Here is a 22,846-nt window from a genome sequence, read left to right as displayed (position 1 = left end):
AGGCCTCATGGCCGTCAGCCAGTCGACCGTGCATGTGATCAACCATCTCGACCGTGACTACCTGCGGCAGGCGCTCGAACGTGACGTCCGGCTCGGTCTGACGTCCTCGCCCAAGTGGCTGCCGCCCAAGTGGTTCTACGACACGGCGGGCAGCGAGCTGTTCTCCCGCATCACCCGGCTGCCCGAGTACTACCCGACCCGGCGCGAGCTGGCGATCCTGCGGTCCCGGGCCGCCGACCTGGCCGCCGCCTCCCGCGCGGACACGCTGGTCGAGCTGGGGTCCGGCACCAGCGAGAAGACGGAGCTGCTGCTGGAGGCGCTCTCCGCGGCGGGCACGCTGCGCGCGTACACGCCGGTGGACGTGGACGCCGTCACCCTCGAAGCGGCGGCGCGCCGGGTCGCCGGGCGCTTCCCCGGGCTCGAGGTGCGGGCGGTGTGCGCCGACTTCGAGCGCCACCTGGGGCTGCTGCCGCGTACCGGGCGGCGGATGGTGGCCTTTCTCGGCGGCACGATCGGCAACCTCGAACCCGTCGCCCGCAGGGCGTTCCTGAAGGAGGTGCGGGCCACGCTCCGGCGGGGGGACACGTTCCTGCTCGGGGCCGATCTGGTGAAGGACACCGAGCGGCTGGTGGCCGCCTACGACGACGCGGCCGGGGTGACGGCCGCCTTCAACCGCAACGTGCTCCACGTGATCAACCGGGAGCTGCGGGCCGACTTCGAGCCGGAGGCGTTCGAGCACGTGGCGCTCTACGACGATCGGCACGAATGGATCGAGATGCGGCTGCGGGCCGTCCGGGACCTGCGGGTGCGGGTCGCGCAGCTCGGGATCGAGGTGGACTTCGCCGCGGGGGAGGAGGTGCGTACCGAGATCAGCGCCAAGTTCCGGCCGGAGGGGCTGCGGGCCGAGCTGGCCGCGGCGGGCTTCCTGGTGCGCCGCGGTTACACCGACCCGGACGGTGACTTCACCCTGATCCTGGCCGAGGCATGATCCCCGGAACGGGGCAGGCGGCGCCGCCCGCCGGGGCCGGGCAGGACGCGCCGGCCGCCGGAGTCGGATCGGGCGGGCCGGCCGGAGTCGGGCCGGACGCGCCAGGCGGGCCGGCCGGAGTCGGGCCGGACGCGCCAGGCGGGCCGGCCGGAGTCGGGCCGGACGCGCCAGGCGGGCCGGCCGATCGGGTCGGATGGGCGGCGCGGGCCGGTGAGCTGTGGCGGGCGGCGCGCGGCGTCGTGCCGCCCGGACATCTCGACGCGGCCGGTTGCAACGTGCCCAGCGACCGGGTGCTCGACGCGGTCGTGGCCCATCTGCGGCTCGAACGGGAACGCGGCGGCTACGCGGCCGTCCCCGACCTCACCCCGGCCAGATCGGCCCTGGCCGGGTTGGTCGGGGGCGGCCCGGCGGACGTGGCGTTCCTGGAGAGCGGGACGGCGGCGATGGCGGCCCTCCTGGGCGGCTGGCGGCTCCCGCCGGGCAGCCGCGTCGGTCACGCGCGCACCGAGTACGGCGGCACGCTGATGCTGCTGCACCGCCTGGCCGCCCAGCGGGGCTGGCAGCCGGTCGAGCTCCCGGTGGACGGCGACGCCCGCCTCGACCTCGAACGGCTGCGGGCCCTGCTGGCGGCCCGGCTCGACCTGGTGATCGTCTCCCACGTGGCCTCCCACCGCGGCGTCGTCCAGCCCGCCGAGGAGATCGGGGCGCTGTGCCGCGCGGCGGGGGTGCCGTTCGTGCTCGACGTCTGCCAGTCGCTCGGGCAGGTCGAGGTACGGGGGGCGGGGGCGAGCGCGTACGTGGGGACCTCGCGCAAGTGGCTGGCCGGTCCGCGCGGTGTCGGCTTCCTGATCGTCCCCGGGCTCACGCCGGCCATGGACGCCGCGGTCCCCACCCTGGGCGGCCACCAGTGGACTACTGAAGGCGACGGCCCGGTGGCACGGTACGAGGGCCCCGAGCGTGACGGCCCGGTGCCGTTGCCCGGCGTGGTGCGGTACGAGAGCTCGGAGGCGGCGGTCGCGGCGCGGGTCGGGCTCGGGGTGGCCGTGCTGGAGCATCACGAGCTCGGACCGTTCGCGGTCCACGCGCACCTGGCCGGCCTCGGCCGCACGGCGCGCGGCGTGCTCGACGGGGCCGGCGGGTGGCGCGTGGTCGAGCCGCTCGACGAGCCGTCCGCCCTGGTCACGCTCCGGCCACCGCCGGGAGACAGCGCGCAGAGCGCCGCCGTCCGGGCCGCCGAGGCGTCGCTGCTGGTCAGCGTCGTACCGACCGCCCGCGCACCGCTGGACCTGCGCGAACCCGTGCTCCGCGTCTCCCCGCCGCCCGGCACGCCCGTGGAGACCCTGCACGCCCTGGCCCGCGTCCTCGCCCGCTGACGCCCCAGCCCGCCGCGCCGACCAGGGCGGTCAGACGGTGTTCAGGACCGAGAACCAGACGACCTTGCCGCCGTCCGTCGCGGTGACCCCCCAGTCGTCGGCGATCGCCGAGACGATCTGCAGCCCCCGTCCCGAGATCGCGTCGGCGTCGGGCGAGCACGGGAGGGGCTCGCCGTCGCCCGGATCGAAGACCTCCCCGTACAGCCGGTCCGCACGGTCTTCCAGGCGTAACGCGTACGCCGACCCGCCGTACCGGACGGCGTTGGTCACCAGTTCGCTGACGATGAGCACGCAGTCGTCGATCAGTCTCTCCAGGCCCCAGCCGGTCAGTTCGGCCCGGACCAGGGAGCGCGCCTCGCAGACACCCGCCGGCACCGACGGCAGCAGGTACGCGACCGCGCGGATCGGAGCGGCGGGCAAGGAGCTGGGGCGGGGGGACATACGCATCACGTCTCTCGGTTTGGGAGCGCTCCCAACTCCACGATAAGCTCTTGCCCTCACTTATGTGAATGCGATTTTGTTACGATTCCGGGCTCGGAGAGACGCGTCAGGGGATGTGGGCGACGGCGCCGTAGTTGCCCGACGCGCTCGGCTCGTCGGCGCAGGCGAGGTCACGCCCGCCGGGACGCCACTCGGGCACCCACACCAGCCCGGGCTCCACCAGGTCGAGCCCGTCGAGCAGGGCCGCGACCTCCTCCCGCGAGCGGATCGCGAGGCGGGGCAGCGTCATGGCGACCATGTCGCGGACGGCCGGCAGCAGCTCCGCCGGGACGGCGTCGAACGTGGTGTGCAGCAGGCCGAGGAAGCTGCCCTTGGGCGCCGCGTGCTGGAGCCGCTTGACGACGTAGTGGGCGTACTCGTCGTCGTCGAGGCTGTGCGACGACAGCAGGAGCACGGCCAGGGGCCTGTCCCAGTCGATGAACGTCTGGATCACGTGGTCCTGGAGCATCTCGTCGATCTCCCGCACGTCACCGTCCACCACGCGCACCAGGTCGGTGAAGGGCTCGATGGTGGCCTGGGCCGTGGCCACCACCATCGGGTTGTTCTCGACGTAGACCACGCGTACGGCGGAGCCGGGCGAGGCGCGGCGGGCTATGTCGTGTAACCGGTTCCCGGCGGAGAGGCCGCTGGGGACGCCGCTGCCCACGATCATGAACTGGTCCACGCCCTCGGCCGCCAGGTGGGTCACCACCCGGGACAGGAATTGCAGAACGGCGCGGGCCGCGGTCGTGAGGGCAGGTGTAACTTGATCAAAATGGCGCACCACGTCTTTGTCCGCCTGGAAGTTGTCCTTCCCACCTGCGGCAGCGTCGAATATCCGAGTGATTCTGGCTTGCGTCGTGTCGAGCCTGGCCAGGTTTCGGACAGCACGTCGGTGCATGAGCGTTGCCCCTTTCCCCTCGCCGCTGACCTTTTTGCGGTAAGCGATCTTTGGACTTCACTCGATGACTCTGACCATATGTTCCAACAATTCCAGTCAATGACAATACGATAGACCGGTTATTTCGGGAAATGTTTGTGACCAGATTCTCCGTGACGTGGCCCGCGTAATAGATCGTCCGCAAGTCATCCCTGGTCAGCAGCACTGTCAAGCCGCGCGGGGTACCCGGCGGGCGGCGAGGGAAGTCGCCAGGGCTCGTGGACGTACGGGGCCGGCACGCCGGCGAGTTCGGGCACATAGCGCCGGACATAGTGGCCATCGGGGTCGTAGCGCTTGGCCTGACGTAGGGGATTGAAGGTGCGATTGGGGCGGGTGTCGTTCCCCGTGCCCGCGACCCATTGCCAGTTACCCGAATTGTCGGCCACATCGCCGTCCAGCAAGTGCTGGAAGAAGTGCCGTACGCCGTCCCGCCAGTCGAGTCCGAGATGCCTGACGAGATAGGCGGCCGTGATCAGGCGCGCCCGGTTGTGCATCCAGCCCTCGGCGAGCAACTGCCGCATCCCGGCGTCCACGATGGGCAGCCCGGTCATCCCGGCCTGCCACGCCTGCAGCGCGTCCGGGTCCTGCCGCCAGCGCCGTTCGGGGTGGCGGTAGTTCTCGCGGCCGATCCGCGGGAACGCGTACGTCACCTGGTGGTGGAAGTCCCGCCAGCAGAGCTGGCGGACGAAGGACTCGCTGCGCTCGGCGCGGCAGGCCAGCTCCAGCGGCGACAGGCAGCCGAAGCGGAGGTACGGGCTGAGCCGCGAGGTGCGGTCGCCGGCCAGGTCGTCGTGCCCGTCGGCGTACCCGTCCAGCCCGTGGCGCAGCCAGCGGTCGGCGCGCTCGCGGGCGGCCGGCTCGCCGCCGGGCGCCGGCCCGGGCGGCTGGGGCCGGGGCAGCCGACCGGCGGCCAGGCCCGAGGGCGTCCGCACCGCGCGCGGCGGCGGCAGGACCGGACGGCGGGGGTGGCGGGTCCACGCGCGCCAGTAGGGGGTGAAGACCCGGTAGTGGTCGCCGCCGCCCGAGGGCCGCAGCGCGTCCGGGGGCACGACGGTGACGCCGGGGAAGAGCAGGTACTCGATCCGCTCCCCGGCGAAGCGCTCCTCGCGCCGCCTGGCGAGCGAGCTGACGTCGGCGCTGGCGCAGATCGTCGTCACGCCCACCTCGGCGGCCAGCTTCATCGTCTCGCGGACGACGTCGCCCTGCCGGACGACCAGGTCGCCGTCGCGGGCGCGCAGCGCGGCCCGCAGCTCGGCCAGGCACTCCAGGAGGAAACCGCGCCGGTTCCCCTCCGGCACGGCCGGGTCCAGCACGAACAGCGGGACCACCCGCTCGGCCCGCTCGCAGGCGGCGGCGAGGGCGGGGTGGTCGTGGACGCGCAGGTCCCTGTTGAACAGCACGATCGCCGTGGCCATGGGGACAGTGTGAGCCGGACGCCGCTCGTGGGGCTCGCGGGAGCGCCGGGGGAGAGCGACCAGGAGCTCCAGGTGGGCTGCTACGCCGCGCGCAGGCGGATCAGGCGGATGCCGTACATCACCAGCCAGACCACCCAGATCAGCCAGCCGGCGAGGCCGATGAGCCCGAGGGGGCCCTCCCCCTTCATGACCAGGAAGGCCAGGCAGGCGGAGGTGAACTGGAGCACCGCCGCCGCGAACCCCAGCGTCCCCTCCCAGGGGCGCAGCAGCTTCGCGCGCAGGCCCGCCACGGACAGGCCGACGAGCGCGATGGCCAGGAACGTGCCGTTGAGCGTGAACACCGCGTCGTGCCACGCCCACAGGCCCGGGGTCGCGGCGGGGTCGGCCGGAGCCGTCCTGGCCAGCGCGAGGCGGGCCGCCATGATGCCGACGAAGGTGACGTTCTGCAGGGCGATGCCGGCGAAGCCGACCAGGGACCACGCCTCGCCCCGCTCCCGCTCGGACGCCCACAGGGCGGAGACCGCGCCCGCGCCGAACACGGTGGCCAGCACCCAGGCGACGGGGCCGAACGCGGCTCCGAGGCCGACGACGTGGCCGTTCGCGCCGAAGAACGCGTTGACCTCGGCGAGCCCGGCGCCCGTGAGCGGCAGGCCGGCCGGGGCCATGATCACGTTGGCGGTCACGATCGAGGTGGCGAAGCCGATGGCGGCGATGCCGCCGATCCGGGAGAAGCGCATCCGCAGGTCCTTTCGCTAGTTATATTCAATATAAGTACCGTAAAGCCTTAGGGTGCAAGTCATGGAGGCAGAGGTGGGGCCGCGCCGTTACGACTCGCTGCGCCGTACGACGCAGGCGCTGGAGACGCGGGCCGAGATCGCCCGGGCCGCGCGGCGGCTGTTCGTCGAGCGGGGCTGGGCGGCGACGACCGTGCGCGACGTGGCCCGCGAGGCGGGGGTCTCCGTGCCGACGGTCTACTCGGTGTACGGCAACAAGACCGGCCTGACCCGAGCCCTGGCCGACGCCGCCGACCTGTCGGCCGACCCGTCCCGGCAGCTCGCGGACCTGGAGGCCCCCGGGACGGATCCCGCGCGCCAACTGGCCGCGATGGCCGCCTTCGACCGGCGCCTGTACGAGCGCGCCGGGGACGTCATCACGCTGCTGCGCGAAGCCGGCCGCGTCGAGCCCGAGCTGGCGACGGTCTACCGCGACGGCCGCAGGCGGGCCGACGAGACCCGCACGGCGGTGTTCTCCTCCTGGCCCGCCGGCGCGCTCCGCCCGGGCCTGGACGTGCCGGCGGCCGTGGACGTCTATGCGGGCATGTGCAGCATCGACGTCTACACCACGCTCACCGCCGAGCGCGGCTGGTCACCCGACCGGGTCGAGCGCTGGTGGAGCGAGGCGCTGGCCCGCGAGCTGCTGAGCTGACCCCGGGCGGCGGCCCGCTGAGCTGACTCCCGGGCGGCGGCCCGCTGAGCTGACTCCCGGGCGGCGAGCCGCTGAGGTGACCCCGCGCGACCGGCGGCCGGGCCGGCACCGCCGCGGGCGTGCCCCGCCCAGCGCGCGCCACTTAGTCCGGGCAGAAGGCGAAAGTTGCTCGATCATCCGCGATTACCCCCTCCTCTATCGGCGTAACTCGGGTTACATTCACGGTGATTTGCCCTCTCTTATCCCCCCGAGTAGACCGAAGGGAGAGGCGATGAGAGTGAGAACCGCGATCGCGGCCATCTCTGCCGCGGTGATCCTCCTGCCCGCCGCCGCCCACGCCTCCGGGAGTGCCGCGGCCCCGCCGCCCGACAGCGACTTCCAGAAGGTGACGCTCAACGACAATCCGGGCGAGCCGATGGACCTGGCGGTGTTACCGGATTCGAGGGTGCTGCACACCACCCGGGGCGGCGAGGTCTGGTTACACGACCCGAAGACCGGCCTCAACACGCTGGCCGCCCGGCTCGACGTCTACCGCCACGACGAGGAGGGGCTGCAGAGCATCGCCCTCGGCCCCGGCTTCGGCACCGGCTCGAAGAAGGACGACTGGGTCTACCTCTACTACTCCCCGCCGCTCGACACCCCGGTCGACGACCCGGCGACGCCGGACGTCAACGAGGGCGACGCCCCGGTCACCGGCACGCCGGCGGACTTCGCGCCCTTCAAGGGGCTGATCCGGCTGTCCCGGTTCCGCTTCACCGGCGCCACCATCGACCTGCGCACCGAGCAGCGCATCCTCGACGTGCCCGTGGACCGCGGCATCTGCTGCCACGTCGGCGGGGACATCGTCTTCGACGCCGCCGGCAACCTCTACCTGTCGACCGGCGACGACACCAACCCCTTCTCCTCCGACGGCTACGCCCCGCTCGATGAGCGCTCCGACCGGAACCCGGCGTTCGACGCCCAGCGCAGCGCCGGCAACACCAACGACCTGCGCGGCAAGATCCTGCGCGTCAAGGTCCGCCCGGACGGCTCCTACACGATCCCGCGCGGCAACCTCTTCCCGCCGGGGACCGCGGGCACCCGGCCGGAGATCTACGCGATGGGCCTGCGCAACCCGTTCCGCATCGAGGTCAACCGGTCCAACGGTGACCTCTACGTCGCCGACTACTCGCCCGACGCGGGGCAGGCCGATCCGCGGCGGGGTCCGGCGGGGAACGGCAAGTGGACGAAGATCCGCAAGGCGGGCAACTACGGCTGGCCGTACTGCGCGACGGCGCGGCTCCCGTACGTCGACTACGACTTCGCGACCGGCGCGTCCGGCGACGCGTTCGCCTGCGCCGCGCCCGTCAACGACTCGCCGCACAACACCGGCCTGCGCAGGCTGCCACCGGTGGTCCAACCGGACGTGTGGTACTCGTACGGGCCGTCGCAGGAGTTCCCGCAGCTGGGCACCGGCGGCATCGGCCCGATGGCCGGGCCCGCGTACGACTACGACCCGCGCGCCGCGCAGGGCCGTACTTCCGTGGCCTGGCCCAGGTACTACGACGGCGTCCCGCTCTTCTACGAGTGGACCCGCGACTACGTCAAGGCGTTCCACCGGGACGGGCGGATCGAGGACGTGCTGCCGTCGCTCGTGTTCGACAACCCGATGGACATGGAGTTCGGCCCCGACGGCGCGCTCTACGTGCTGGAGTACGGCGACGGCTACTTCCGGGAGAACCCGGACGCCCAGCTCTCCCGCTTCGACTACATCGGCAACACCGGCAACCACACTCCCGTCCCGGCCGCCGCCGCGTCGGTGACCGCCGGCCACGCGCCGCTCACCGTCAACTTCACCAGCGCCGGCACGACCGACGCCGACGGGGACCGGATCCGCTACGCCTGGGACTTCGACGCCGACGGCCGGGTCGACTCCCGCAGCCCGCAGGCGTCGTACACCTACCGGCAGAACGGCCTCTACAACGCCACGCTGCGCGTCACCGACGACGCCGGCAGGTCGGCGGCGACGTCGGTGCGGATCGTGGTCGGCAACGCCGCGCCGGTCGTCGAGCTGGTCCGGCCGGCCGACGGGCAGACGTTCACGTTCGGCGACGCCGTCGAGTTCGAGGTGCGGGTCACCGACGACCAGCCGGTGGACTGCTCCAAGGTGACCGTCGACTACATCCTCGGCCACGACGAGCACGGCCACCCGCAGACCACCGCCCGCGGCTGCACGGGCTCCATCCAGACCACCGTGCCGAGCGGGCACGATCCGGGAACCGACCACCTCACCGGCGTCTTCGTCGCGACCTACACCGACCCCGGCGGCGCGGACCTGCCCTCGCTGACCGGCACCGACGAGGTCATCCTCCAGCCCACCCGTTAGGAGAACCCCCCCATGTGCTACGGATACGGCCCCAGCAGGCGCTCGCTGCTCGCCGCGGGCCTCGGACTCGGGGCGGCCGCCGTCGCCGCCGCCTCCCCGGCCGCCGCCGCGGCCACCTCACACCACCCCGGCAGGAACCGCGTCCCCCGGGACCAGATCAGCATCCAGCTCTGGACGGTACGCGACGACCTCGCCAAGGACTACGACGCCACCCTCGCCTACCTGGCCGCGGCCGGTTACCCGAAGATCGAGGTCGCGCTCGGCTACTTCGGCCGCACGGCCAAGCAGCTCCGTGCGTTCCTCGACGGGCTCGGCATCCGGGCCAGCTCCAGCCACGACGGCCTCACCGCCGACCAGGCCGCCCTGGACACGAAGATCGAGAACGCGCTGACCCTCGGCCAGTCCTTCATGGTCGTCCCCTACCTCAACTCCACCAGCCTGGACGAGTGGAAGGCGTGGGCGGAGCGCATGAACGTCGAGGCGCGGGCCGCCCGCGCGGCGGGCCTGCGCTACGGCTACCACAACCACGCCCACGAGTTCACGACCGACCTCGGAGGCGGGAAGACCCCCTGGGACGTGCTCACCTCCGAGCTCGACCCCCGCCTGGTCCACCTGGAGATCGACATCTACTGGGCGGTCACCGGCGGCGTCGGGCGCGGCGCCGCCGACCCGGTGGGCTTCGCCCTCGACGTCATCCGCAGGGCGCCGCAGCGCGTGCTGCAGTTCCACGTCAAGGACCGGCACCTAGACGGCGACATGGCCGACCTCGGCACCGGGACCATCGACTTCCGGCGGATCTTCGACAAGCACCAGGTGAAGGAGTACATCGTCGAGAACGACACCCCCGACGTGACCCCCCGCCAGACCGCGGAGGTCGGCTACCGCTACCTGCGCAAGCTCAGGTTCTGACCGCCTCGGACCCGCCGGGCCCGGCGCCGTCCCGAGCTTATTTCAGCGCGAAACCATTGAGTACGATGGCTTCGTGACGCGATGGCTCAACGACGACGAACAGCGGGCCTGGCGGGCCTTCGGGCTGGCCAGCCGCCTGCTGACCGACCGCCTGGAGCGCGATCTGCTGGCCGGGGCCGGCATGCCGCCGACCTACTACGAGCTCCTGGTCCTGCTCTCCGAGGCGCCCGAGCGGACCATGCGCATGAGCGAGCTGGCGCACTGGACCAACTCCAAGCCCAGCCGCATCTCCCACGCGGTCAACAAGCTCGAAGAGAAGGGATGGGTGCGCAGGGAGCACTGCGTGGACGACCGGCGTGGCTGGCTCGCCGTCCTGACCGACGACGGCCTGGCGGCCCTGCGGGCCACGGCTCCCCGCCACGTCGCCAGCGTTCGCGAGCACCTGATCGACCTGCTCACCCCGGAGCAGCTGCGGCAACTGGAGGACATCAGCCAGGTCCTCCTCGATCACCTCGTCGAGCCGGGCGGCGCGCAGTAGGCAGCCCTCCACCGGCGCGTATACGCGCCGTCAACGTTCCGCATGCGGGCGGGTCCTACGGTCGTGGGCCATGTCGAGTCATCGGATATCGCCGGAGCGCCCGTACCCTCCCGAAGCTCCGGAGAGCGCCGTCGCCACGGAGCAGGAGGACGGCGGCGGCGTCATGGCGCTGCTCGAACGCATCGGATCCGTCGTCGTGCCGATCACGGTGGCGCTCTATGCGGTCCTCTACATCGGCGTCGAGCAGATGTACGCCGTCTTCGGCGTCAACCCGCAGCAGGTGGGCGTCGACCAGTCGGTCCTGCTCGGCCGGCTGACGAGCACCCTGGTCCTGCTCCTGCTGGTCGCGCTCCCGCTGCTCGGCGTCATCGCCGGCCTGGGATGGCTGATCGACAGGCTGACCGGCGGCGCGGCGAACAGGCTCCTCCAGGGGATCAGGAAGCGGCCCTGGATCGCCGCCACGGCGGCGGCGCTGTGGTGCGGGGCGACGTACTGGGGCATCTTCCGCATCTTCGGCACGCTGGACCTGTTCGTCATGGTCGTCGTCGCGGTGGGGCTGGGCGTGCTGGCCTTCCTGATCCCGTTCCGGCTGATGCGCCGCAAGCCCGTCGGCCGCGCCGGGACGAAGGTGATCGTCGGCGGCCTGACCGGCGTCGGCCTGGGCTTCCTGCTCATCCTGAGCCTCGTCGAGGGCGCGGTCGACGTCCAGGAGACCGGCCAGGCCAGCGAACTGCTGAACGCGGTCGGCTTCCAGGACCAGTGGACGGTGGTGAAGAGCGCCGAGGACGACAAGCCGCTCTACGACGGCCGCTGGATGATGCTGCTCGGCGAGAGCGACGGCACGTACGTCCTGTACGACTGCGACAAGCTCGAGACCTTCCGCAGGCCCATGGAGACCACCAACCTCAGCCGGATCCAGCTCGATCCCGAGCGCAGAGAGGGCTTCACCTGCGGCGACCTCGCCCAGCAGGACAGCGGCAACTAGCTCCGACCCATCGGAAAACACCCACACGAGGAGAACGAAATGCTCACCATCCTGCTCGGCGCCGTGATCGGCGGGGCCGTCGTCGGCGGCCTGGGCCGACTGCTCCTGCCCGGACGCCAGGACATCGGCTGGTTCGCCACCATCGCCGCGGGCATCGTCGCCGCCGGGGCCGGCACCGGGATCGCCTACCTGTTCGGCTTCAGCGAGAAGACCTGGCTGGTGATCGTCGTGCAGCTCGGCCTCGCCGTCGCCTGCGTGGCGGCCGCCACGAGCTTGCTGGGCAGGAAAAGCAGATCCTGAGGTGATGGACGCGGCCGTCGCCGGAGTGTCGGGCTCCGGCGGCGGCCGTTCGCGCGTGTTGAATCCGATCACTAGTTATGCACAAGGGCGAACATACGATCTCCGCTTGTTTCTCACGTTCTGACAGCGGAGAGGTCCATGTCCGAGATCATCATCGCCGCCACGCCCGCCAACGGGCACGTGGCGCCCCTCCTCACCGTCGCCGCCGATCTGGTGCGGCGCGGTCACGAGGTCACCTTCCTCACGGGCACGAGGTTCAAGGAACGCGCGGAGGCCGTCGGCGCGTACTTCACGGCGCTCCCCGAGGAGGCCGACTACGACGACCGGCGGATGGACCTGGAGTTCCCCGAACGCGGCCAGCTCCCTCCCGGTCCCGTCCAGCTCGGGTTCGACGTCAAGCACGTCTTCGGCGACCCGGTCCCGGCCCAGTACGAGGCGCTGCGGCGGCTGCTGGCCGACGTCCCGGCCACCGCCGTGATCACCGACAACCTGTTCCTCGGGGCCCTGCCGCTCTCCCTGGCCTCCGGGCCGGACACCCGTCCGATCACCGTCAGCGTGGGCGTCTCGCCGCCGCCCCCGGCGACCGGCTGGGGCCCGGAGGTCCACATGGACGCGCAGCGGCATCTGGAGAAGCTGTTCGAGTCGGTCGGGGTGAGCCTTCCCGAGTTCGTGCTCACCAGCCTGATCACCGTCCCCGACCACTACCTGCAGCTGACCGTCCCCGGGTTCGAGTTCCCCCGTGACGACCTCCCGAGCTCCTTCCGCTTCGTCGGCCCCCTGCCGTCGGCGCCCGCCGGGGCCTTCGAGCGGCCGTCGTGGTGGAAGGACCTGTCGGACGGCCGCCCGGTCGTGGTGACGACGCAGGGGACGTTCGCCAACGTGGACCTGGAGGAGCTGGTCGTCCCCACGCTGCGCGTCCTCGCCGACTCCGACGTCCTCGTCGTCGCCGCCACCGCGCGGCCGGGCGGGGTCGAGGACGTGCGGAACCTCATGGGGACCGTGCCCGGCAACGCCCGGGTGGCCGACTTCATCCCCTTCGACCTGCTGCTGCCCCATGCCGACCTCCTGGTCACCAACGGTGGCTACGGCGGGGTGCACACCGCCCTGCGGCACGGTGTCCCGCTCGTCGTCGGGGGCGTCACGGAGGACAAACCGTTGATCGCCGCCCGGGTCGAGTGGAGCGGTACGGGCGTCAACCTGGCCACCGCGCGCCCCGACGACGCCGCACTCCGCTCGGCCGTGAACACCGTCCTGTCGACGCCGTCCTACCGCGCCCGCGCACGGGAGCTGCGCGAGGAGATCGCCGGCTTCGACGCCCTGGAGACGATCGCCGAACTGGTGGCGGCTCGTCGAGGGTGAGCCGCGATCACACTTCGGTCAGTCCTTGGTCACAAAGGGCGGCCTACGATTTCACGCGGTCTGACCAGGGGTCTTACCAATGGGGGAGGAACGATCGATCATGGGGACTGGGTTGCGGTTCGCCCTGCTGGGGCCGGTCAGGGGATGGCGCGGTGACGTGGAGCTCGACCTCGGCGCACCCCAGCAGCGGGCGTTGCTCGCCTTCCTGCTGTTACGCGAGGGCGAGGCGGCGTCGATCGACGAGATCGTGGACGCGCTGTGGGGGGAGCGGCCACCGGAGAGCGCGCGGGCCGTCGTACGCACCTACGTGTGCCGGCTGCGCCGCGTCGTGTCGTCCGGCGAGGACGACGACCGGGTGATCAGGTCGTCCGGTTGCGGCTACGTCATCTCCGCCGGCGCGGCGTCCGTGGACTGGCACACCTTCCTCGGGCAGGTGCGCGAGGCGCAGGCCGTACGCGCTCGGGGGAACGCGGCCGAGGCGGCCGGCCTGCTGCGCGGCGCCCTGCGGCTGTGGCAGGGCCCGCCGCTGGGCGGGGCCCGCGGCGACTACGTCGACCAGGAGCGCACCCGCCTGGTCCAGCGCCGGGTCGCCGCGCTGGAGGAGCGGCTGTCGCTCGACCTGGAGCTCGGCCGGCACGCCGAGGCGAGCGAGGAGCTGGCCGAGGCCGTCGCCGCCGAGCCCATGCGCGAGCGGCTGCGCGAGCTGCAGATGGTCGCCCTCTACCGGTCGGGCCGGCAGGCGGAGGCGCTGGGCGCGTACGACGAGGTGCGGCGGTTGCTCGCGGCGGAGCTCGGCATCGACCCCGGCGCCGGCCTGCGCGAGCTGCATCAGCGCATCCTGCGCGCGGACCCGGGGCTCGCCCACCCGGCGCCGGCCGTCGCGGCCGGGCGGCCGCCCGCCCAGTTGCCCGCCGCGCCACCCGGCTTCGTGGGCAGGGAGGCGGAGCTGGCCGCCGTCCACGACACGCTCGGTCCCGCCGGGTGGACGCCGGTGGTGGCGATCACCGGGCTCGGCGGCGTGGGGAAGACCGCGCTGGCCGTCCAGGCGGCGCACGCGATGCGGGAGCGCTTCCCGGACGGCCAGGTCTACGCCGATCTCGGAACGTCCGCCGGCCGCCCGGCGGATCCGGCCGAGGTCCTGGGCTCCTTCCTGCGCGCCTTCGGCGTGCCGGGGGATCGGCTGCCCGACCGGCTGGAGGAGCGGGCGGCGCTGTGGCGAACCGTGCTCGCCGACCGGCGGGTGCTGATGCTGCTGGACGACGCCCGCGACGCGGACCAGGTACGCCACCTGCTGCCGGCGGCGCCCGGCTGCGCCGCGATCGTCACCACCTGGCGGCACCTGATCGACCTGCCCGGCGCCCGCTGGATCGGGCTCGACGTCCTCTCCCCGGCGGACGCGCTGGAGCTGCTGGCCCGGCTGGCCGGCCACGGGCGCGTCCTCGGGCACCGGCAGGAGGCGGTCGAGCTGGTCGGCCTGTGCTCGCACCAGCCGCTGGCCGTACGCGTGGCCGCGGACCTGCTGCAGGCCAGGCCGCACTGGACGGTGCGGCAGGTCCGCATGCGCCTGGAGGACGACCTGTACCGGCCGGCGGGCGCGAACGACGGCTGCGCGCTGATCGAGGCGCCCTTGCTGCTGGCCCAGAGCCGGCTCGATCCGCAGCAGGCCACGGCCTTCCGGCTCGCCGCGCTGCCCGACTACGGCGAGCTGACGGCGGAGTCGGTCGCGGCGCTGCTCGGCCTGCCGCGACGGCGGGCGCACGGGCTGCTGGAGTCGCTGGTGGACGCGCACCTGCTGCTGGCCGGGCCGGGCGGGACCTACCGGTACCACGGTCTGGTCAAGGCGTTCGCGAGGCGGCAGGCATGGGCGTGCGAGGGCGTCGAACAGTGCGACGCCGCGCTGAGCCGGCTGCTGCGATTCCACTCACGGCGACCGGCGGCCCTGCCCATGGGCTGACGCGTCGCCGAGTTCGGCGCCGAGTTCAGCGCCGAGTTTGGCGGCGAGGGTCGCCCTGGCCTCGGTCCGGGAGTCGTAGAGGCGTTCCAGGGCGGCCCGCCAGCTCGACCTGGCCGCGTCGAGATCGCCGGCGGCGTGCAGGGCGTCCCCGAGCCGCTCCAGCACCAGGGCGTCGTGGTCACGACCGTGCCAGCTCTGGCCGTCGCCCAGCGCCAGGGACCTGCGGTAGTTGTCGATCGCCGCACCGTGCTCTCCCAGGAGGTGATGCGCCCATCCGATGGTGTAGAGGACGAAGCTCTGGCCGACCACGTTGGTCTGCAGCTTCAGCGACCGCCGGCTGTACGCCAGGCCCGCGCGCGGCTCGCCCAGCCGGATCAGCACCCAGCCCACCGCGTTCAGCGCGCCGGCCTCCTCGAACGGGGTCGCCCCCTCCTGGCGGGACAGCACGAGGCAGCGCCGCGCGTGGCGCAGCGCCTCCTGGTAACGGCCCTGCCGGTCGTGCAGGCGGGTCAGCTCGAGATGGGCGACGGACTGTCCCTTCACATCCCCCAGCTCGGTGAACAGGCTCAACGCGCGCCGGTAGGCGTCGTGCGCCTCCCCTGGGAGCCCGGCACGCGTGCACGCCGACGCCAGGGCGTGCAGGGCGTGGGCGTGCATGCGCGCGTCACCGAGCCGTTCGGTGGCCCGCACCGCGGTCCGCGCCAGCGCCAGCACCCGCTCCGCCGGGCGCATCAGGATCAGGTACGTGTGCGCCGACCAGGCCAGATGCGCGACATGGTGGTCGAGCCCGAGCCGGGCCGCGTGCTCGACGGCGGCGAGCACGGCCTCCTCCTCGGCCCCGAACCAGGCCAGCGCCTGGACCGTGTCGTCCACCGGGTCCGGGGTGACGCCGTCCTGTGGGTCGGGGAAGGGGATCGCGTTCTGGCCCGGTTTGATCAGCTCCGAGCAGCGGTGGGCCGTACGGAGGTAGTGGTCCAGCAGCCGGTGCAGGGCGGCCGTGACCTCGTGATCCGCCTCCTCCTCGGCGGCCGTCTCGGCGGCGTACGCGCGGATCAGGTCGTGGAACGTGAAGCGGCCCGGCACGTGCTCGGTGAGCAGGTGGGCGGCGGTGAGCTCCAGCAGCGGCGGGAGCGCGTCGGAAAGGCTCAGGCCGGCCAGGCCGGCCGCGGCCGACGCGCTGAGGTCGGGCCCCGGCACGGTGCCCAGCAGCCGGAACAGCCGGGCCGCCGCCGGGGTGAGCGCGCGGTAGGACCAGGAGAACACCGCCTGCGGGGCCGCCGTCGCGTCGAAGCCGGCGAAGCCGTCCAGGTTGCCGCGCGCCTGGCGCAGCTCGGCCGCGATGGACGCCAGCGTGAAGGACGGGTGGGTCAGGGCGTGGGCGGCGACGGCGACCAGCGCGAGCGGCAGTCCGCCGCATAAGGACAGGATCTGGGCGGTCGCGTCCGGCTCGGCCTCCACCCGCGCCGCGCCCAGCCGGGCGCGCAGCAGATCGGCGGCTTCGCGGGCCGGCAGCGGCTCCAGGGCCAGCGGGCGGGCGCCGGCGAGCCCGTCGAGCCGGTTACGGCTGGTCACGATCACCAGGCAGCCGGGGGAGGCGGGCAGCAGCGGGCGTACCTGCCGGGCGTCGCGGGCGTTGTCGAGCAGCAGGAGCAGCCGCCGTCCGTCGACGCGGTCGCGGAACAGGGCGGCCCGCGCCTCCACGTCGACCGGGATCTCCTCCGCGGCCACGCCCAGGCCGGCCAGCAGCGCGTCCAGCGCCTCACCGGCGCTCATCGCCCGGTCGCTGGGGTGGAAGCCGCGCAGGTTCAGGAACAGCTGGCCGTCGGCGTAGTGGTGGGCGACCTGATGCGCCCAGCGCACGGCCAGGGTGGTCTTGCCGATGCCGCCCATGCCGCAGATGACCCTGACCTCCGCGCCGCCCGCCCCGGCCTGGTCCTCCTCCGGCGCCGGCAGCTGCGCCAGCTCCGCTTGGCGCCCCTCGAAGACCGGCGGATCGGCGGGCAGCTGAGCGGGCCTGGCCACGCTCGCCCACGCCCCGGGCTGGGCAGGTCCGGTCATGCTCGCCCGCGCCCCCTGCCGGGCAGGTCCGGTCATGCTCGCCGGTGTCCCGGGCAGGCCGTGGCCGCTCTTGCTCGTCCGCGTCCCCTGCTGGGCGGCCGGGCGGCGTAGCACGCTCTCTCCCGCGGCCGTCAGCTCGGGCCCGGGGTCGATGCCCAGGTCCTCGGCCAGCCGGGCGCGGACCTGGAGATAGTGGTCGCGGGCCGCGCCCTGGCGGCCGGTCGCGGCCAGGAGCTGGACCAGCCGGGCCTGCAGCAGCTCGTCCAGCGGCTCCCGCTCGGCTGCCGCCCGCACGGCCGGCAGCAGCGGCGCGGGCCGGCCGGCGGCCAGCGCGTAGCCGGCGGCCACGCCGACCGCCGCCGCGTACTCCCGGTCCAGGGCGACGAAGACCGGCCGGGCACGGACCTCGGGCGGGATCCCGGCGCCCACGGCCCCCTGCCACAACCCCAGCGCCCGCACGTAGTGGTCCACCGCTTCGGCGGGCCGGTCCTCGGCGGCGGCCGCGCGGGCCCGCGCCACCTGCTCCCGGAACCGGAGGAGGTCCGCGCAGGCGGCGTCCACCGCGAGCCGGTAACCTCCCGCCGCGGGCAGCAGCCACCGGCCCGCCTCCCGCGCCGGCAGCCCCGGCTCCAGCGCCCGGCGCAGCTTCCCCACGTTCCGATGCAGCACGTTGAGCGCGGTGGGCGGCGGGTCCTGCCCCCACAGGCCGTCGACCAGGTCATCGACGCCGACCGGCTGCCCCGCGGCGGCCAGCAGCAGGGCCAGGAAGGCCCGCTGCTGCGGCCCGCCCAGCCGGACCTCGCGCTCCTCCCGCAGCACCCGCACCGGGCCCAGCAGCGTGAACCACATCCGCTCGGTCAGGAGAGGTCACCCCCTTTCTCCGCCTATCAGGTGCAGATCGCGTTGACCTTGTCCAGGGCGGTCTTCATGTTGGTCCGCACCTCCTGCAGCTCGGCCAGGGCCGCGTCCTTGTCGGAGGGGTCGATCTGGGCGTTCGTGAAGGTGCCGGCCATGCCGTTCAGGGCCGCCGCGAGGTCGCCTTCGGCCTTTCCGGCGAGCTCCTTGACCTTGGCGCCGATGTCGGCGTTCAGCTTGTTCATGCTCGCGGCGTCGCCGGCCGCGGTCTGCGCCTGCGTCGTGTAGTCCTCGTAGAGCTTGAAGGTCTCGGTGCACACTTCGGCGTTCCCGCCGCCACCGCAGGCGCTCGCGGATCCGGAGAGGGCGATGCAGGCCGCGGCGGCGGCGAGACCTCGGCGGAAAGGGGTGCGGAACATGGCTGCCTTCCTCGGTCGGCGGCAAAGGTGAATGACGCCGACCGTAGGGCGCGGTCGTTCACAGCGGATTGACGCCGCGCATACGCGCGGGGCTACCGGCGCGCCGGCCGCCTGTAGGTGAACGTGCCGCCCGCCGTCAGCTCCGTGACGAGGTGGTGGTCGGGGGAGAGCCCGCAGGCCGGATCGGTACGGCTCGCGTCCCCGGTCAGCGCGTACGCCTGGCAGCGGCAGCCACCGAAGTCGAGCGTCTTGCGCGGGCAGCTCGCGCACGGCTCGCGCATCCAGCCGGTGCCCCGGTAGGCGTTGAAGGCGGGCGAGTGCTCCCAGATCCAGCCGAGCGAGTGATCGCGGGCGTTGGGGACGTCCAGCGGCAGGTCGTACGCCGCCGGGCAGGGCAGCACGCGGCCGTCGGGCGCGACGGTGAGCGAGATCGCGCCCCAGCCGCCCATGCAGGGCTTGGGCACGCCGTCGAAGTAATCAGGAATCACCCAGATCAGCTCAACATCCGTCTTTTCCCGATATTTCTGGACTACGGCCTCGGCGCGGGCGAGCTGCTCCCTGGTTGGCAGCAGCGCGGACCTGTTGAGCAGCCCCCACCCGTAGAACTGCGTGTTGGCCAGCTCGATGCGCTCCACGCCCCACGCCAGCCCGAGCTCGATGATCTCGCCCACGGCGTCCAGGTTGGCCCGGTGCAGCACCACGTTGAGCCCGAGCGGCAGCCCGCTCGCGACCACCGCCGCGGCGGCCCGCTCCTTCCTCGCGAACGACGCGACCCCGGCGATCCGGTCCGACTCCTCCGCCGTGGCCGACTGGACCGACAGCTGCACGCTGCGCAACCCCGCCGCCGCCAGCTCGCCCGTCCTGCGCTCGCTCAGCCCGACGCCGCTGGTGACCAGCTGCGTGTAGACGCCCGCGCGGTCGGCCGCCGCCACGATCTCCGCCAGGTCCCGCCTCAGCAGCGGTTCGCCGCCGGACAGGTGCGCGTGCACGACGCCCAGCGCCGCCGCCTCGCCGAAGATCCGCCGCCACTCGCCGGTGCCCAGCTCGCTCGACCTGGCCGCCAGCTCGGTCGGGTTCGAGCAGTACGGGCAGCGCAGCGGGCACGCGTGCGTGAGCTCGGCCAGCATGGCCCAGGGGGCGTTCACCGGAGCCAGCCCTCGGCCCGGACCCGTTCCAGGAACTCCACGATGTCGGACTCCGGGCCCTCGGGCAGCTCGGCGACGATGTCCGCCACGGTCCGCGCGCCGTCGCACAGGGCGACGATGGCCGCCGCCTCCGCGTTGAGCACGACGATCCGCTCGGGCACGATCAGCAGGTCCGCCCCGCGTACCGGGTCATGGCGGAGCATGGCCGAGCGGGAAAGCACCGGGCGCCAGGTCATCGGTACGCCCCGTTCACGGCGTCGAGCAGGGACCACAGGAGGTCGCACTTGTAGGCGAGCGCCGCGACGGCCTTGTCCTGGTCGGCGCGCGTGCGCGCCCAGTCGAGCACCAGGGCCAGGGCCTCGCCGCTGTCCTGGCGGCCCTGGGAGACGCGTACCTGGAAATATCGCAGCCCGTCCGGGTCTATCCACTGGTAGTGCCGTTCAAAGGCGGCGATCCTCGTACGCATGAGGTCCGGGGCGAACAGCTCGGTCAGCGACGCCGCGACGGCCTCCAGCGCGGAGCCGTTGCGGCACAGGTTCACGTAGCCGTCGACGGCCAGCCGCACGCCGGGCAGCACGCCCTCGCCCGACAGCAGCAGCGACCGCTCCAGCCCGGCCGCCTCGCCCAGGCGCAGCCACCGCTCGATGCCGCCCTCGCCGGGCGCGGCGCCGTCGTGGTCCTGGATTCTGCGCAACCACATCCTGCGCAGCTCGGGCGTGCCCAGCTTGGCCAGGACGAACGCGTCCTTGACCGGGATGTGCCGCTGGTAGTGGAAGCGGTTGAGTATCCAGCCCCGCAGCTCGTCGCGGGTCAGCTCGCCCGCGTGCATGCGCTGGTTGAACGGGTGCAGGTGGTGGTAGCGCTTCTCCGCTACGGCGCGCAGCTCGGCCTCGAAGCCGTTCAAAGGTCGATCACCATCCCGTCGGCGGCCACCTCGATCCCCAGCTCGGCGAGCACCTCGTGCTGCTCGGCCGCCGGGTCCACGAGGGGGTTGGTGTTGTTGAGGTGGGTGTAGAGGCGGCGGCCGGGCAGCTTGGAGAGCCGCTCCATGGTCGCCTCGATCGGCAGGTGGCCCATCTGGGTGGCGGTCCTGGCGGAGATCCCGGTACGGCGGGGCTCCTCGTCGTCCCAGAACGTGCCGTCCACGATCACGCACTCGGCCTGCCGGAACGCCTCGTCCAGTTCGTCCGGCCACACCCCCATGGCGGGCGCGTACACCAGCGGCCCGAGGCGCAGCGCCGACACCCAGCCCGTGGCCTCGACCTCGGGAGAGTCGGCGGCGTACCGGGGGCGCTTGCCCGACACCGGGATGGCGGCGGCCTCGGCCCAGGTCAGCTGGAGGTAGGGGCGCAGGAGCTCGGCGAAGGGCCGCAGCGCGTGCCGTACGACCGGGGTGGAGCGCACTTCCAGCGCGTCGGCCTCCCTGAGCCTGAGCAGGCCGATCGTGTGGTCGAGCTCGGCGTCGGTGAGGATCACGCCCTTCAGCGGCGACTCGCGGGGGCCCGGCCCCGGGCGCAGCCAGGCGCACGACTCGATCTGCTCGGCGATGTCGGGCGTGGCGTTGACCACGTAGGCGCCGTCGTCGAGCTGGACGGCCAGGCTGGCGTGACGTCGGCGGCGGCCCGGATGGGCGCGCGCCCCGGAGCAGCCGGGGCACGCGCAGTTCCACTGGGGCACGCCGCCACCGGCCGCGGTGCCGAGCACCTGCAGTCGCATGGCGGCGCCCGGTTACCGGGTGGCCAGGAAGTACGCGGTCATCTCCATGGAGGCCTCGACGACCTGGTAGTCCGGCTTGTGCCAGGTCGTCTCCTCGCCGCGGGTCCTGACCTTCTTCTCGTGGATCCTGCGAGGTTGCTTCTTGCCCTGCTCTTTCGGCTGGGACATATGCGTACCTGCCTTCCGTAGGGTGTTACAACCGATATGACCCTGCGAGGTGTCGGACGTCAATGCCTTAGATCGGAGCTATATCGCCGATTTCCGGAATCTTTCCGGGCCTGGGGGCGCCCGGCGGGATCGTTCATCCGATGTCTCGCCATTCGGTCGGCGAAGCCGCCCGATCGCCAAACGAAGTTCGTCTCGTTCGCGTGGTCGCGCCGATTTCCGGCCGTTCGTTCGGGCCGAGGGGCCCGCGTGCCGGCTTGTGGCGGACGCTTGAGCCCTGATGCCGTTCGACCGGAAGGACCGGGGCCGTGCCCGAACTCGACCACGAACACGTCGCCATCCGCACCGGCCCGCGCTCCGGGCTGCCGGTGATCGTCGCCGTCCACTCGACGGCGCTCGGCCAGGCGGTGGGCGGATGCCGCGTCTGGCGCTACGCCGACTGGCGCGACGGGCTAACCGACGCGCTGCGCCTGTCGGCCGGCATGACCGCCAAGTGCGCCGTGGCCGGGCTGGCCAACGGCGGCGGCAAGACCGTCGTCGCCGTTCCCGAGGGCACCGAGCTGGATCCGGGGCTGCGCCGAAGGGTGCTGGAGGACGTGGCGGACGCCGTCGCGTCCCTGGACGGCACGTACGCGACCGGCCCGGACGTCGGGACGAGCCCCGAGGACATGGCGGTCATCGGCGAACGTACCGCCCATGTCTTCTGCCGGCCGGTGGAGCAGGGCGGCAGCGGCGACTCCTCACCGGCCACGGCGCTGGGCACGCTGGCGGCCCTGCGCGCCGTACGCCACCGCCTCCACGGCACCCCCGCACTCAAGGGCGCGCGCGTGTCGCTGGTGGGGCTCGGCAGCGTGGGCCTCCGCCTGGCCGGCCTGCTCGCCGAGGAGGGGGCCGAACTCCTGGTCAGCGACATCGACCCGGCCAAGCGGGCCCGGGCCCGCGAGCTCGGCGCGACCTGGACCTCGCCGGGAGAAGCCCTCACGGCCGAGGCCGACATCCTCGTCCCGGCGGCGCTCGGCGGCATCCTCACCGGGGACGTCGTACCGGAGCTGCGCTGCGCCGCCATCGCCGGGCCGGCCAACAACCAGCTCGCCGCCGAGCCCGTCGCGGACCTGCTGCACGAGCGCGGCATCGTCTGGGTGCCGGACTACGTCGTCAGCGCGGGCGGCGCCATCAACGCGCTCGCCGTGGAGCTGCGTCACGAGAGCCCCGAGGAGGCCCGCGTACGCGTCGAGGCCATCGAGCACACCGTCACCGAGCTGCTCCGCGAGGCCGAACACCGCGACGTCACCCCCGCCCGGGCCGCGACGGAGCTGGCCCGCCGCCGCCTCGACGCCGCGCGAGCCCGCCGGCCCGTCGGGTAAGGCCGTGCAGGGCGCAGCGCCGCCATGCGCGCCCTCGCCACCCGCAACGGCCTCCCGGCCGACCAGCCGCCCTCCCGAGCCGACCGGCCGCCA

At 73.1% G+C, this 22,846-nt stretch carries 22 protein-coding genes; 11 read left to right on the top strand and 11 right to left on the bottom strand.

What is annotated here, in order from left to right; translation table 11 throughout:
• Positions 1–7: 7 nt before the first annotated feature.
• A complete protein-coding gene (gene egtD / locus H4W80_RS32960) occupies positions 8–988 on the top strand; it encodes an L-histidine N(alpha)-methyltransferase (protein ID WP_192788637.1) in 981 nt (326 codons plus the stop codon).
• Positions 985–2,361, top strand: coding sequence for an ergothioneine biosynthesis PLP-dependent enzyme EgtE (egtE, locus tag H4W80_RS32955; protein ID WP_192788636.1), 1,377 nt, complete (start codon positions 985–987; stop codon positions 2,359–2,361). Before egtD ends, egtE begins: the two co-directional genes overlap by 4 nt.
• Positions 2,362–2,391: 30 nt before the next feature.
• Here egtE and H4W80_RS32950 read toward each other — a convergent pair whose 3' ends face one another.
• The 4 genes from H4W80_RS32950 to H4W80_RS32935 all read right to left on the bottom strand — a co-directional run bounded on the left by H4W80_RS32950 (position 2,392) and on the right by H4W80_RS32935 (position 5,933).
• Complete coding sequence (locus H4W80_RS32950) at positions 2,392–2,802, bottom strand: ATP-binding protein (RefSeq protein ID WP_192788635.1); 411 nt, start codon at positions 2,800–2,802, stop codon at positions 2,392–2,394.
• A gap of 106 nt (positions 2,803–2,908) precedes the next feature.
• Complete coding sequence (locus tag H4W80_RS32945; RefSeq protein ID WP_192788634.1) at positions 2,909–3,742, bottom strand: SAM-dependent methyltransferase; 834 nt, start codon at positions 3,740–3,742, stop codon at positions 2,909–2,911.
• A 185-nt stretch (positions 3,743–3,927) separates the two neighbouring features.
• A complete protein-coding gene (locus H4W80_RS32940) occupies positions 3,928–5,196 on the bottom strand; it encodes a cryptochrome/photolyase family protein (protein ID WP_192788633.1) in 1,269 nt (422 codons plus the stop codon).
• A gap of 80 nt (positions 5,197–5,276) precedes the next feature.
• The gene (locus H4W80_RS32935; RefSeq protein ID WP_192788632.1) at positions 5,277–5,933 is read right to left on the bottom strand and encodes a hypothetical protein; all 657 of its coding nucleotides are present in this window, start codon (positions 5,931–5,933) and stop codon (positions 5,277–5,279) included.
• Between the two features lie 61 nt (positions 5,934–5,994).
• Between H4W80_RS32935 and H4W80_RS32930 the strand changes: the two genes are divergently transcribed.
• The 8 genes from H4W80_RS32930 (at position 5,995) to H4W80_RS32895 (ending at position 15,031) form a co-directional block, all read left to right on the top strand.
• On the top strand, positions 5,995–6,621 hold the full coding sequence (locus tag H4W80_RS32930) for a TetR/AcrR family transcriptional regulator (RefSeq protein ID WP_192788631.1): 627 nt from the start codon (positions 5,995–5,997) through the stop codon (positions 6,619–6,621).
• 271 nt (positions 6,622–6,892) lie between these two features.
• The gene (locus tag H4W80_RS32925; RefSeq protein ID WP_192788630.1) at positions 6,893–8,986 is read left to right on the top strand and encodes a PQQ-dependent sugar dehydrogenase; all 2,094 of its coding nucleotides are present in this window, start codon (positions 6,893–6,895) and stop codon (positions 8,984–8,986) included.
• Between the two features lie 12 nt (positions 8,987–8,998).
• Complete coding sequence (locus H4W80_RS32920) at positions 8,999–9,895, top strand: sugar phosphate isomerase/epimerase family protein (RefSeq protein WP_192788629.1); 897 nt, start codon at positions 8,999–9,001, stop codon at positions 9,893–9,895.
• Positions 9,896–9,968: 73 nt separating this feature from the next.
• Positions 9,969–10,433 (top strand): MarR family winged helix-turn-helix transcriptional regulator, encoded by a 465-nt coding sequence (locus tag H4W80_RS32915; RefSeq protein WP_192788628.1) that lies wholly within the window; start codon positions 9,969–9,971, stop codon positions 10,431–10,433.
• A 70-nt stretch (positions 10,434–10,503) separates the two neighbouring features.
• Positions 10,504–11,418 carry a hypothetical protein gene (locus H4W80_RS32910; protein WP_192788627.1) on the top strand — a complete coding sequence of 305 codons (915 nt, stop codon included), beginning with the start codon at positions 10,504–10,506 and terminating at the stop codon, positions 11,416–11,418.
• Positions 11,419–11,457: 39 nt separating this feature from the next.
• A complete protein-coding gene (locus tag H4W80_RS32905) occupies positions 11,458–11,718 on the top strand; it encodes a GlsB/YeaQ/YmgE family stress response membrane protein (protein WP_192788626.1) in 261 nt (86 codons plus the stop codon).
• 138 nt (positions 11,719–11,856) lie between these two features.
• Positions 11,857–13,077 carry a glycosyltransferase gene (locus H4W80_RS32900; RefSeq protein WP_192788625.1) on the top strand — a complete coding sequence of 407 codons (1,221 nt, stop codon included), beginning with the start codon at positions 11,857–11,859 and terminating at the stop codon, positions 13,075–13,077.
• A 100-nt stretch (positions 13,078–13,177) separates the two neighbouring features.
• The gene (locus H4W80_RS32895) at positions 13,178–15,031 is read left to right on the top strand and encodes an AfsR/SARP family transcriptional regulator (RefSeq protein ID WP_192788624.1); all 1,854 of its coding nucleotides are present in this window, start codon (positions 13,178–13,180) and stop codon (positions 15,029–15,031) included.
• On the opposite strand, the gene H4W80_RS32890 is transcribed toward H4W80_RS32895, so the two are convergent.
• From H4W80_RS32890 to pqqA, 7 genes are all read right to left on the bottom strand, one after another.
• On the bottom strand, positions 14,999–17,938 hold the full coding sequence (locus tag H4W80_RS32890) for an AfsR/SARP family transcriptional regulator (RefSeq protein WP_192788623.1): 2,940 nt from the start codon (positions 17,936–17,938) through the stop codon (positions 14,999–15,001). The genes H4W80_RS32895 and H4W80_RS32890 overlap by 33 nt on opposite strands.
• 38 nt (positions 17,939–17,976) lie before the next feature.
• The gene (locus H4W80_RS32885) at positions 17,977–18,363 is read right to left on the bottom strand and encodes a hypothetical protein (RefSeq protein ID WP_192788622.1); all 387 of its coding nucleotides are present in this window, start codon (positions 18,361–18,363) and stop codon (positions 17,977–17,979) included.
• A 92-nt stretch (positions 18,364–18,455) separates the two neighbouring features.
• Positions 18,456–19,508, bottom strand: a complete 1,053-nt coding sequence (pqqE, locus tag H4W80_RS32880; RefSeq protein ID WP_318787175.1) for a pyrroloquinoline quinone biosynthesis protein PqqE — start codon at positions 19,506–19,508, stop codon at positions 18,456–18,458.
• Positions 19,505–19,744, bottom strand: coding sequence for a pyrroloquinoline quinone biosynthesis peptide chaperone PqqD (gene pqqD, locus H4W80_RS32875; protein ID WP_185069146.1), 240 nt, complete (start codon positions 19,742–19,744; stop codon positions 19,505–19,507). Before pqqD ends, pqqE begins: the two co-directional genes overlap by 4 nt.
• Complete coding sequence (pqqC, locus tag H4W80_RS32870) at positions 19,741–20,412, bottom strand: pyrroloquinoline-quinone synthase PqqC (RefSeq protein WP_192788621.1); 672 nt, start codon at positions 20,410–20,412, stop codon at positions 19,741–19,743. Before pqqC ends, pqqD begins: the two co-directional genes overlap by 4 nt.
• Entirely contained in the window at positions 20,409–21,224 is an 816-nt protein-coding gene (gene pqqB, locus H4W80_RS32865; RefSeq protein ID WP_192788620.1) for a pyrroloquinoline quinone biosynthesis protein PqqB, read from the bottom strand. Before pqqB ends, pqqC begins: the two co-directional genes overlap by 4 nt.
• A gap of 12 nt (positions 21,225–21,236) precedes the next feature.
• A complete protein-coding gene (gene pqqA, locus H4W80_RS32860; RefSeq protein ID WP_225963807.1) occupies positions 21,237–21,392 on the bottom strand; it encodes a pyrroloquinoline quinone precursor peptide PqqA in 156 nt (51 codons plus the stop codon).
• Between the two features lie 305 nt (positions 21,393–21,697).
• Between pqqA and H4W80_RS32855 the strand changes: the two genes are divergently transcribed.
• Positions 21,698–22,753, top strand: coding sequence for a Glu/Leu/Phe/Val dehydrogenase dimerization domain-containing protein (locus H4W80_RS32855; RefSeq protein ID WP_192788619.1), 1,056 nt, complete (start codon positions 21,698–21,700; stop codon positions 22,751–22,753).
• Positions 22,754–22,846: the final 93 nt, after the last annotated feature.

It is taken from the genome of Nonomuraea angiospora, assembly GCF_014873145.1.
In the GTDB taxonomy this organism is placed as follows: domain Bacteria; phylum Actinomycetota; class Actinomycetes; order Streptosporangiales; family Streptosporangiaceae; genus Nonomuraea; species Nonomuraea angiospora.
This window is presented reverse-complemented; position numbering and strand designations above follow the sequence as displayed.

Bases quoted from the DNA above. Each gene is read 5' to 3' on its own strand.
- egtD (WP_192788637.1), top strand. From the start codon at position 8: ATGGCCGTCAGCCAGTCGACCGTGCATGTGATCAACCATCTCGACCGT.
- egtE (WP_192788636.1), top strand. From the start codon at position 985: ATGATCCCCGGAACGGGGCAGGCGGCGCCGCCCGCCGGGGCCGGGCAG.
- H4W80_RS32950 (WP_192788635.1), bottom strand. From the start codon at position 2,802: ATGTCCCCCCGCCCCAGCTCCTTGCCCGCCGCTCCGATCCGCGCGGTC.
- H4W80_RS32945 (WP_192788634.1), bottom strand. From the start codon at position 3,742: ATGCACCGACGTGCTGTCCGAAACCTGGCCAGGCTCGACACGACGCAA.
- H4W80_RS32940 (WP_192788633.1), bottom strand. From the start codon at position 5,196: ATGGCCACGGCGATCGTGCTGTTCAACAGGGACCTGCGCGTCCACGAC.
- H4W80_RS32935 (WP_192788632.1), bottom strand. From the start codon at position 5,933: ATGCGCTTCTCCCGGATCGGCGGCATCGCCGCCATCGGCTTCGCCACC.
- H4W80_RS32930 (WP_192788631.1), top strand. From the start codon at position 5,995: ATGGAGGCAGAGGTGGGGCCGCGCCGTTACGACTCGCTGCGCCGTACG.
- H4W80_RS32925 (WP_192788630.1), top strand. From the start codon at position 6,893: ATGAGAGTGAGAACCGCGATCGCGGCCATCTCTGCCGCGGTGATCCTC.
- H4W80_RS32920 (WP_192788629.1), top strand. From the start codon at position 8,999: ATGTGCTACGGATACGGCCCCAGCAGGCGCTCGCTGCTCGCCGCGGGC.
- H4W80_RS32910 (WP_192788627.1), top strand. From the start codon at position 10,504: ATGTCGAGTCATCGGATATCGCCGGAGCGCCCGTACCCTCCCGAAGCT.
- H4W80_RS32905 (WP_192788626.1), top strand. From the start codon at position 11,458: ATGCTCACCATCCTGCTCGGCGCCGTGATCGGCGGGGCCGTCGTCGGC.
- H4W80_RS32900 (WP_192788625.1), top strand. From the start codon at position 11,857: ATGTCCGAGATCATCATCGCCGCCACGCCCGCCAACGGGCACGTGGCG.
- H4W80_RS32895 (WP_192788624.1), top strand. From the start codon at position 13,178: ATGGGGACTGGGTTGCGGTTCGCCCTGCTGGGGCCGGTCAGGGGATGG.
- H4W80_RS32890 (WP_192788623.1), bottom strand. From the start codon at position 17,938: ATGTGGTTCACGCTGCTGGGCCCGGTGCGGGTGCTGCGGGAGGAGCGC.
- H4W80_RS32885 (WP_192788622.1), bottom strand. From the start codon at position 18,363: ATGTTCCGCACCCCTTTCCGCCGAGGTCTCGCCGCCGCCGCGGCCTGC.
- pqqD (WP_185069146.1), bottom strand. From the start codon at position 19,744: ATGACCTGGCGCCCGGTGCTTTCCCGCTCGGCCATGCTCCGCCATGAC.
- pqqB (WP_192788620.1), bottom strand. From the start codon at position 21,224: ATGCGACTGCAGGTGCTCGGCACCGCGGCCGGTGGCGGCGTGCCCCAG.
- pqqA (WP_225963807.1), bottom strand. From the start codon at position 21,392: ATGTCCCAGCCGAAAGAGCAGGGCAAGAAGCAACCTCGCAGGATCCAC.